This is a genomic window from Demequina sediminicola (assembly GCF_000975055.1).
In the GTDB taxonomy this organism is placed as follows: Bacteria; Actinomycetota; Actinomycetes; order Actinomycetales; family Demequinaceae; genus Demequina; species Demequina sediminicola.
The window spans coordinates 57,960-66,330 of sequence record NZ_BBRB01000007.1 but is presented as its reverse complement, the minus strand read 5'-3'; the positions used below and the strand labels follow the sequence as shown (position 1 = coordinate 66,330).

Annotated in this window: 12 protein-coding genes; 4 read left to right on the top strand and 8 right to left on the bottom strand. The window is 60.7% G+C overall.

The window, feature by feature from the left end:
* Together AOP79_RS12020 and AOP79_RS11450 are read right to left on the bottom strand one after the other, a co-directional pair.
* Window positions 1-180: hypothetical protein (locus tag AOP79_RS12020; protein WP_236683424.1), on the bottom strand; the 180-nt coding region annotated here is incomplete at its 3' end.
* Between the two features lie 52 nt (window positions 181-232).
* Window positions 233-844, bottom strand: a complete 612-nt coding sequence (locus AOP79_RS11450) for a DUF6318 family protein (RefSeq protein ID WP_062073696.1) — start codon at window positions 842-844, stop codon at window positions 233-235.
* 273 nt (window positions 845-1,117) lie between these two features.
* On the opposite strand from AOP79_RS11450, the gene AOP79_RS11445 reads away from it, so the two are divergent.
* The 4 genes from AOP79_RS11445 (at window position 1,118) to AOP79_RS11430 (ending at window position 3,652) form a co-directional block, all read left to right on the top strand.
* A complete protein-coding gene (locus AOP79_RS11445; protein ID WP_062073694.1) occupies window positions 1,118-1,549 on the top strand; it encodes a hypothetical protein in 432 nt (143 codons plus the stop codon).
* Window positions 1,550-1,775: 226 nt separating this feature from the next.
* Window positions 1,776-3,026, top strand: a complete 1,251-nt coding sequence (locus AOP79_RS11440) for a DUF2254 domain-containing protein (RefSeq protein WP_161794273.1) — start codon at window positions 1,776-1,778, stop codon at window positions 3,024-3,026.
* Between the two features lie 124 nt (window positions 3,027-3,150).
* Entirely contained in the window at window positions 3,151-3,375 is a 225-nt protein-coding gene (locus AOP79_RS11435; RefSeq protein ID WP_062073690.1) for a hypothetical protein, read from the top strand.
* Between the two features lie 67 nt (window positions 3,376-3,442).
* Window positions 3,443-3,652, top strand: a complete 210-nt coding sequence (locus AOP79_RS11430; protein ID WP_152648117.1) for a hypothetical protein — start codon at window positions 3,443-3,445, stop codon at window positions 3,650-3,652.
* 49 nt (window positions 3,653-3,701) lie between these two features.
* On the opposite strand, the gene AOP79_RS11425 is transcribed toward AOP79_RS11430, so the two are convergent.
* The 6 genes from AOP79_RS11425 to AOP79_RS11400 form a co-directional block, all read right to left on the bottom strand.
* A complete protein-coding gene (locus AOP79_RS11425) occupies window positions 3,702-4,679 on the bottom strand; it encodes a zinc-binding dehydrogenase (protein ID WP_062073686.1) in 978 nt (325 codons plus the stop codon).
* Between the two features lie 206 nt (window positions 4,680-4,885).
* Window positions 4,886-5,515: a hypothetical protein gene (locus tag AOP79_RS11420; RefSeq protein WP_062073684.1), complete on the bottom strand. Its 630-nt coding sequence runs from the start codon at window positions 5,513-5,515 to the stop codon at window positions 4,886-4,888.
* Window positions 5,516-5,643: 128 nt separating this feature from the next.
* Window positions 5,644-6,645: a nuclease-related domain-containing protein gene (locus AOP79_RS11415; protein ID WP_201774468.1), complete on the bottom strand. Its 1,002-nt coding sequence runs from the start codon at window positions 6,643-6,645 to the stop codon at window positions 5,644-5,646.
* A gap of 2 nt (window positions 6,646-6,647) precedes the next feature.
* The gene (locus tag AOP79_RS11860; RefSeq protein ID WP_062073682.1) at window positions 6,648-7,343 is read right to left on the bottom strand and encodes a DUF429 domain-containing protein; all 696 of its coding nucleotides are present in this window, start codon (window positions 7,341-7,343) and stop codon (window positions 6,648-6,650) included.
* A gap of 193 nt (window positions 7,344-7,536) precedes the next feature.
* A complete protein-coding gene (locus AOP79_RS11855; protein ID WP_062073680.1) occupies window positions 7,537-7,827 on the bottom strand; it encodes a hypothetical protein in 291 nt (96 codons plus the stop codon).
* A gap of 84 nt (window positions 7,828-7,911) precedes the next feature.
* Window positions 7,912-8,208, bottom strand: a complete 297-nt coding sequence (locus AOP79_RS11400) for a hypothetical protein (protein ID WP_152648116.1) — start codon at window positions 8,206-8,208, stop codon at window positions 7,912-7,914.
* Window positions 8,209-8,371: the final 163 nt, after the last annotated feature.

Here is an 8,371-nt window from a genome sequence, read left to right as displayed (position 1 = left end):
TGGACAGATCGCGGCACGGATGTACCGCGGCTGCGGAGCTGTGGGCGACTCACCGCTCGCGGTAGAGGGGACCGACTCGCCGCTTGGTCTCTTCTTCAGAACGGCACCAATCGCGTCGGTGCAGGTACGAGCCTTGACGCCGAAATCGGCGGTGTTGTCCGTGGTGCAACCTGTGCTCATGCTAGCTGGAGTGGAGAATGCTGACAGTGCGATTAGCGCGATGAGAATGCCGCTAGGAATCACTGACGCCCACCTCAACTGCAGACCAAAACGGATCCTCATATTCAAGGACGAACGTGACAGTGACGGCTTCGGTGTCGTGTGTCTCGAGAAGCGCTCCTTCCGCGTCGTAGAGCTTGGTGGCGGCTAACTCGATGGGAATTGTGACCCACCATTTGTCGTCGTTCTGGAGTCCACCGGTTGACCGGGTCAAATCTGTAGTGACGGTGGCACCTTGTACGTCGTATTGATTATCTTCAACGACGTTGAGGTATTCGAGGCTTGACCTACAGAACGTGCAGCTATCTCTCGACACCGCCTCATAAACCCGCGGATCACGGCTCTGCAAGATCGCGTACGACTCTTTTATGAAAAAGTTGGCGAAGGCAATTGCAGCCGGGAGACTTTCGTAGAACACCTCGTCGGGCAAGGCGGCTTCGAGTTCTTCATCGGTGAGCGGAGTGAGGCTCGGTGAGGGCGTGGGCGTGGGGCTCGGCGGCGTTAGCGTCTCTGAGGCTGTGGGTGACGCTTCACCGCTGGCCGAGATCCCAGCATCGGCGCTTGTACACGCTGTCAGCAACATTGAGACAACGGCAATGGTCGTGAGAAGAGTTTTTGCCCCCATGAGTGACGACCGTAGCGACCGCTCCACTGGTCCGCCAGGACTGAGCAAAATCTGTGGAAAGGAGTTGGCGCTCGCCCCACCTGTTTCTCAACGTGGACCCTTCCCGCGCGGTACAGAGGGGCCCACCGGGAAAGTTGTAAGACACTGCAAAAGGGCTGGCAGTGGCCAAGTTATGGGAATCTTCGGGCTTCGAATCGATGTAAATCTGAGTCTTGGCGAAGAGTTTGCCTTATCTGAGGATTTTCTCAGGGAACTTTCCATACGGTGCTGGCCATGGGACATGTACTGCACGTGTGGGAAGGCAAGACCCCCACTGGACGCGACGAAGCGATCCGAGAGTTCTACGGACTCGCTTGCGAGCACCTCATGGACGAGGTGTCTCCTCCAACGCCGAACATTCAGGCGTTTCTTCTCGACCTTCTCGATGTATGGCCCGAGCGCCCTGGGCGTCGCGGCGGTATTGAGGTTGACCGAGGCAGCCCATGGAAGTGGCCCGCAAGCTCCAGCGCGAGCGGACCAGTCTGGCGTTGCCAGGCACACTTTCCACGCGCTGCAGTAGCAACGTATGTCGTGGCAGCCATTGCCGAGCGCCACGGTTTGAACTGGCATGACCCCCAGCCGCGCGAATTGCAGGCCAGGGTTCGTCCAGTGTGGGAAGCCCCTGGAACACCGCTGTTCGCAGAGGCTGCACTTCAAGGCAAGTAGCACCGAAAGACTTGACCGCCCGCTATTGGGAGGTCAGCCGGGACGGCACACACTCGTGGTGTTCGCAGGACGCTGAGGGTCGCTAGCGAACGTTACTTCACTCACACGACGAGGCACACGATCCGGTAGGCGTTGGTCGACTGTTGGGGAATGGTCGACCAACGCTTTTTCTGTGCGCCTCCGCGGTGCAGGCACAATGGTCTACACAGCAACTGAGGAGGATGCGATGCAGCATTGGCGCACGTGGTGCAGTCGGCTGACCACGCGAATGTGGTTCCGGCTCGTGATCTTTACTGCGGTCGCAATCGCGGTGGTTCTGATTGCGTGGGCGCTAGGGCCGTATCTTCCTCACTCGTGGGTGGGAACGTTTAGCGACGATGCTGCCGAAATGATCCTGCAGATCATGGCCACATCGATGTTGGCCGTCACAACCTTCTCGCTGACCGCCATGATCTCCGCCTATGGCAGCGCGGCCCAAGGCACCACGCCTCGTGCAACACAACTGTTGATAGAAGACCGCACAAGCCAGAATGCGCTCTCTACATTCCTGGGATCATTCGTGTTCGCGGTGGTCGGCCTCGTTGCGCTGTCTGCCGCAGACTTCGGCCGCGAAGCCCAAGCCGTGCTTTTTGCAGCGTCACTCATCGTGATCGGTGTAGTGGTGGGAACGCTGTTGCGATGGATTCACCACTTGACATCATTCGGTCGAGTGCCCGACGTGATCGACCGCGTCGAGCGCGCCGCGACCGAAGCCGCGACAACCTTCGCCTGTGAACCACACCTCGGCGGGGCCGCGCCCGTCCACGTGCCGGACCATGTCTGGCGACTACGGGCAGCATCGGCCGGATGCGTGACTGGAATCGCCGTCGCCGATCTGCAGGCTTGGGCGGAGCAAGCCGATGCTCGGGTCCACGTTCGCGTGCTGCCAGGCGTGACCGTAGGGCAGGGGACGACGCTGGCGTGCGTTGAATCTGCGACTGACCCAGGTGATGACGACTCGGACACACTGCTCGCGACATTTCGAATCGAGCCGCACCGAACTTTTGAGCAAGACCCACGGCTCGGGTTCGTGGCGCTCGCGGAGATCGCCTCGCGGGCGCTCTCGCCGTCAACAAATGACCCGGGAACAGCCGTCGAGGCGCTCAACGCAATGGAGCGCGTGATGACCGCCATGATTACTGCGGATGCGACCGACGAGGTGCGCTTCCCGCGCGTCTATGTGGACTCGCCCACGATGGACGACCTCATCGAAGACGGATTGCGGCCACCGGCACGCGACGGTGCCGGACTGGTCGAGATCGGGCTACGCATCCAAAGAGTCGTACAACACCTGATGTCGCTTGACTGTGCTCCCGACGACCGTGAAGCCCTGCGGCAAGCATCCGTGCGCGCTGAGAGGCGGGCGCTTGCAGCTCTCCGTGACCCGGGGGACGTGGAACTGGTAGCCGCGGCATCATCCGAAGCGCGTGGCAACTAAAGACGGAGGTTAAGCGTGCGCGTGTGAGTGTTCTCACTTGGGCCCGCGCGGACCGTGGGTATTGGGATGACGCCAGGTAGCCTGAACAGCAGTTGCCCTTGATGTCTGTACCCATGGAGTAGTGATGCAGCAGTCGGTGAAGCCCCGGTCCCACATCTGGGCAGACGGTTTCCGTCGCGCCGCACCGATGTTTGGTGTGCTGGTGGCCGCCCTCATCGCCGTCGAGGTGCTTGTCCCCAGCGAGGTCGTCAACGTCTTCTCGCATGTGTGGGTCTGGGTTGTGCTGGTGTTGTACGTTCTGGTGTGGGCGCTGGTCGCGCTCTTGAAAGCCGTGTCGTCAGACAGTTGATGGCGAGCACGTGAACGTGCGCCACAACGCTGAGTTAGACGGCCGATGCCACGAGGGGGAAACACGCATGGAGAATGACACCGCGCCACCTGCCAGGGGAGGGGCCTGGAGCGTTTACCGGCCGGGATGGCTTGCGCTCTACAGCATCGGACTAGCCTTCTTGGTGTTCTTCAACTGGGGTGTGTGGGAGACCGGTAGCTGGATCCTTCCCGGGCTCGTGACACTGTTCTTCCTCACCATGGCTTCGCGGCAGTTCTACCTTTTCGTTACGAGGTAAAGGTGCCCGCGGTACCGGGCGAGCCCTGCCCGCCCGGTACATCGCGTCCTTACGGCTTGAGCAGGATCTTGCCCGCGCGGCCAGGGGTGAAGTGCGCGCGTGTGGCGTCTGCCACCTGGTCCAGCGAGAATGTCGCCGCTGCCGGAAGAGTGATGGTGCCGTCCGCCAGACGTGCCATGAGTTCCTGCATGAGGCGTCCGCGGTCCTCCGCCGGCATCGTCCCTGCGACCTTGCTGCCCCAGAACCCGCGCACGGTTGCCTGCTTGAAGATCACATCGCCAGACTTGAGTTCCAGCGTGGACGAGCCCATGGCGCCAAAGATGACGAGTTCGCCGTTCTCAGCCAACTGGGAAAGGACGTCTCCAGCGGAAGCGCCACCGACAGACTCGATGCCGACCTTCAAAGGAGCACCGCCAGTGATCTCGGCAACGCGATCCTGCCAACCCTCGGAATCGGTCGCGACAATCCGGTCAATGCCCTGGGAAGCCAACTCATCGATGCCAGCGCTACGGCGGACCAAACCGACCACGTTGATGCCGCGGCCCTTTGCCAACTGAGCAACAAGTCGTCCCACAGCACCATTGGCAGCGTTCTGAATGAGCCAGTCACCCTCGTCCAAGTTCAACTGATCGAGCAGGCTGATCGCAGAGAACGGCATCGAGACCAACTGCGATGCGACCTCGTCCGGCACGCCCTCGGGAACCGGGAGCAGGCCAGCCGCATCGGCCACGAACTGCTCGGCCCACACGCCAAACGTGCCGCCGGTCGCAACACGCTGGCCAACCTCAAGGTGGGTCACGCCCTCGCCAAGCGCATCCACGACACCCACAGCCTCAGTTCCAGCGCGGGCAGGCATCTCAGGCTTGAAGCCATAGTTGCCAGTGACCGTCCACAGGTCGTGATTGTGAATCGGAGACATCAGCAGGCGCACACGCACCTGGCCTGGTCCAGGCTCAGGGGTGGCGGTGTCCTCGACGGCAAGAACCTCCGTGGGATCGCCGAACTGGTGCTGGATGAGTGCGCGCATGGGTAATGCCTTCCTTGTGGGAGTCAACGCATGCCGGCCCGGTTGGGGCGCGGGGTGCGGGTGTTACCTACGCCAACGGTGGCACGCGCGTTCGCATTCCTTTGGTCGGCGCTCACGATCCATCGATGCCGACGTGGTGCGGCAACTGGGGTACGACGTGCGGAGCATGCGGCCTAGCAGGAGAGTGCGTGGCCCTGGGGCTCGATCTAGCCGACGGTTGCTTCACCCGAGGCAGGCTCGGCGAAGGTGAAGTCGAGTTCGATTTCGGGGTTGATGCTCAAAATGATGCCCTCATAGAACGACTGAGCCTGTTCCTTGAGCATCTCGGTGTTCGACTCGACATGCGCAAGCTGCTTTTCGTCGTCGAGAACGTCGTTGACGATGTCGAGTTGATCAACCTCAGCAGTGACCCAACTCAGCACGCCGTTATCTTCTGCTGCGAGCTCAAAAGTGATGTCATCGTGCCCAATGAACGAGAATTCGGGGATGCTAATGGTGTAGCTGTTCTCGCCGGTGGGAGTGACTTCCACCTTGTCGCCATCGATTCCAAGTTTGGCGTTGAATCCGTAGCGGATGAAGGTGACGCGTTCGCTCCCCGGGATATCGACGCCAAAGACTTTGCTTTCGGCCCGGCTCTCCGAGATGCCTTCAATTCCCAATGTCACGAGTGCCACTTCACTGTTGCGTGAGACCGCATTGACGATCTGTGTGTCTTGACTCTCCTGAGTGGACGTCAATGCGCCGAATGCCGGAACGGCGCTGACCGCCCATAGCGTGGCTATGCCGCCGAGGATGATGCAGACAACGATGGTGGCGATGCGAATCGCGAATTTCATGTGAGAAAGTCCCCTCAGACTTATGGCCGCATGTACGTGCGACGCTTGCTAGCGCAATCTACCTGCAGGCACTGACGCAACGGAAATGCATGCACTGTAATGCGGCTGAGGATGGCTTCCTTCCGCAGTCACTCGGTCCATGTCGTCGAGCGACGTGCCACCTCAAAGAGATGATCGACCTGCGCGGGTTCAAGGATCCGCGCCCTGCGCTTGAACCACCGAGGAACATCCCACTTGTCCAGGATGCGGACGTCGTCGGGCTGCTGTTTGTACGTGACCTCGGGCACGAACGATCCAGTCAAGACGACAACGCACCCGAGGACTGGAACGTCGAAATCGACATGCGACTCGAGAAGCCGTTTGGCTCGCGAAGCCTCATGTCGGGAGTTTCTGAGATACGGGACGGGGCTTCCATCAACTCGCATCTGGTACTTCGCGACCCAGATCTTCTTCCCGGAGTGATTCTTGGTGTTGACGGTGTAGACGCCACCGGGACCTATCACGACATGGTCTATGTCTGACCCCTTGGTTCCCACGGGAACGCTGTGGAGCACGCGACAGCCTTTGTCTCGCAACTTGTTGAGCCGAGCGCCTACGTATTCTTCGCCCTCGGCCCCTGCCCGCCACGCGCGTTCCTGAGTGTGCTCTTTGAACACGTACCGGTTGGCGTATGCCGCGATCTTGGAGCGAGATTTAGCTGCCTCCCACTCAGCGGCGGCCTCGATGCGCAAGCCGTGACCAGGGAGGTTGGAAGCAAGGTCAATCCACCCAGGTTCGGTCTCCACAATGGGGGCAGCGGCAGGAGCCTGGTCAGGGGCAGGCGGCTGTTGGGGTTCCATGACGGCCGATGCTTGGAGCGGCTCCGTGTCGTCGGGCTCAGACAGCGGGGTGTGATCCGGGACCGAGGCTTCGACGCCGCTGTCGACGAGCGGTACCCCTGGCGGTGCGACTTCGTTGCGCAGGCACCAGTCGTGTGCGACTGACTCAACAAGAATCAGCAGGTCGTCGGGGACATCCTGGTAATCGCCTGTGTTGAGGTTGAGGTGCCCTACCTTCTCGCCATCGAAGGTCGAAAAGTAGAGGCGGTCGTGTCCGTAACGTTTCCAGCGAGTGGCTTCTAGCGCGGTCACAGTCACACCCACATCGAGCATTCGATCCCGTCGGAGAAGTGTTCCGGGGGATCGACAATCGCCGCGGCATCTCCGCTAGCGATACGCAGTGCGGTCCAGGCCATGACGGCGGCGTCAAAGACATCGTCGAAGCCCGTGCCTTTGAGGGTGAGTTCCGCATCCAGTGGGACAGAGAGCCCTGCGCGCGCGAGCAGCGAATGGCGAAGAAGCGCTCCCTTCAGCGTCTTCTTGCTCGCGTCGAGCGGGCCACCGTGCAGTTGTGCAAAGGAGACCTCAGGGTGTCCTTCGCGCACATCGATATCCGAGGGCATGAGCTCGCGGACGTAGGTATCGACCTCAATGATCTTTGGAGACAGAGCAAAAGACTGGGCTCCCACGCCGCGTCCGGCGCGCGCTCGTGAGATCCGGTCGGCTTCCAGCCGAGTCGGGGCGTGTACGGACTCCCGGATGGGGACGTCGAACACGGAGCTCCGCAATGGGCCGAGGCGTTCGCGCGCGGCGCGTTCGGTTGCCCGCGTCGATGAGTCTGGTAGTCCGATGGGGATATCGATCACGACGGTTGAGGCGCCCCAGCGCTCGCGCCCTCGGTCGACGGCAGTCCCTACGTCGGGGGCGATGCCAATGTCAATAACGCCTTCATCGTTGGCTGCGACAACAACCCAGCCGCCCTTGCAAGAGTCGAGTCCTAGAACCGTCATGGATTGAGCATGGCATAAGGCCTGGTGAACATGGTCATGGCATTCGTCGAAACATTCTTGCTGGATGCCTATCGCCGTGGGCGTGATACCCGGAACCTCGCTGTCCCCGTTTCGGTTGGAACTGAAAGTGGGGCAACGTCGCATGGGCTCGTCTATGGGAAGGGCGCCGGGGAAGTTTAGGTGCGCTAGCGCGCTAGTTGTTGGGCTCGACGTGCTCCCAGACCATTTCACATCGGCATCGTAGATCGACCATGAACTCAATGGCGTCGACGGGGTCAGGCTTAGCATCCAGTACCCCTGAGCCGTGTGCCACTGCGTTTCTAAACGGCTTGAGTTCTTTGCTCCACCTTCGTAGCTGGCGGACCGAGGCGAAGCCCAGCAGTTCATGAAGGTGGAGTTTTTCCGCGAGCGTGAGTCGGTCTTCGAGGTTGAGGCAGTTCTCCAGCGAGGTTTCGGTGTTTGTTTCCTCGCGGGTACAAAACACCGCTTCGACGTGAGCGGCGCGAGCTGAACTTAGGTGCCGGAGGAACTGGTCGCCGTCTCTTCGTACGATCAGTCGGTCGAGACCTCACTCGAGGCTCAGGACGAGGCCCAGTGCGAAGAGAGATACGACGGGCTTTGCGAGGTCCGCACGGGTGACAAGACCCGTAACGTGATGACGGTGCTGTACGAAGTAGTACTCGCGATCGGCGAGTTTTTCGAGCGCTGAGGCAAGCGGCGTGGTCTCTTTGAGGGTGCTCTCCTCGTCGATGGGTTTGGCGACATCAATGACGTTTGCGCTGGAAGCTTCGAGAGCTTCGCGAGTGACATATCGATCGACTGGCACTGAATTTACTGGTGCGACGTCGAACCGGTACTTCGCCATGGTGCGTCCCGCTTCCGCGGACTCTTTAACCTGGCAACCGGCAGCCGTCTAGGGGAGAATCTCGCGTACGCAAATCACTAGCATGAACGAGGCGGCCAGCGATTTGCTGGGGATCGCTTCGCCACGTCTTGGCGGATCGATCGCGGAACCGTTTCAGATCTGC

What these genes read in the sequence shown, in the direction of transcription:
- AOP79_RS11430 (WP_152648117.1), top strand. Translation starts at nt 3,443, where the DNA reads ATGGAGAATGACACCGCGCCACCTGCCAGGGGAGGGGCCTGGAGCGTT.
- AOP79_RS11420 (WP_062073684.1), bottom strand. Translation starts at nt 5,515, where the DNA reads ATGAAATTCGCGATTCGCATCGCCACCATCGTTGTCTGCATCATCCTC.
- AOP79_RS11400 (WP_152648116.1), bottom strand. Translation starts at nt 8,208, where the DNA reads ATGGCGAAGTACCGGTTCGACGTCGCACCAGTAAATTCAGTGCCAGTC.
- AOP79_RS11860 (WP_062073682.1), bottom strand. Translation starts at nt 7,343, where the DNA reads ATGACGGTTCTAGGACTCGACTCTTGCAAGGGCGGCTGGGTTGTTGTC.
- AOP79_RS11445 (WP_062073694.1), top strand. Translation starts at nt 1,118, where the DNA reads ATGGGACATGTACTGCACGTGTGGGAAGGCAAGACCCCCACTGGACGC.
- AOP79_RS11440 (WP_161794273.1), top strand. Translation starts at nt 1,776, where the DNA reads ATGCAGCATTGGCGCACGTGGTGCAGTCGGCTGACCACGCGAATGTGG.
- AOP79_RS11435 (WP_062073690.1), top strand. Translation starts at nt 3,151, where the DNA reads ATGCAGCAGTCGGTGAAGCCCCGGTCCCACATCTGGGCAGACGGTTTC.
- AOP79_RS11450 (WP_062073696.1), bottom strand. Translation starts at nt 844, where the DNA reads ATGGGGGCAAAAACTCTTCTCACGACCATTGCCGTTGTCTCAATGTTG.
- AOP79_RS11425 (WP_062073686.1), bottom strand. Translation starts at nt 4,679, where the DNA reads ATGCGCGCACTCATCCAGCACCAGTTCGGCGATCCCACGGAGGTTCTT.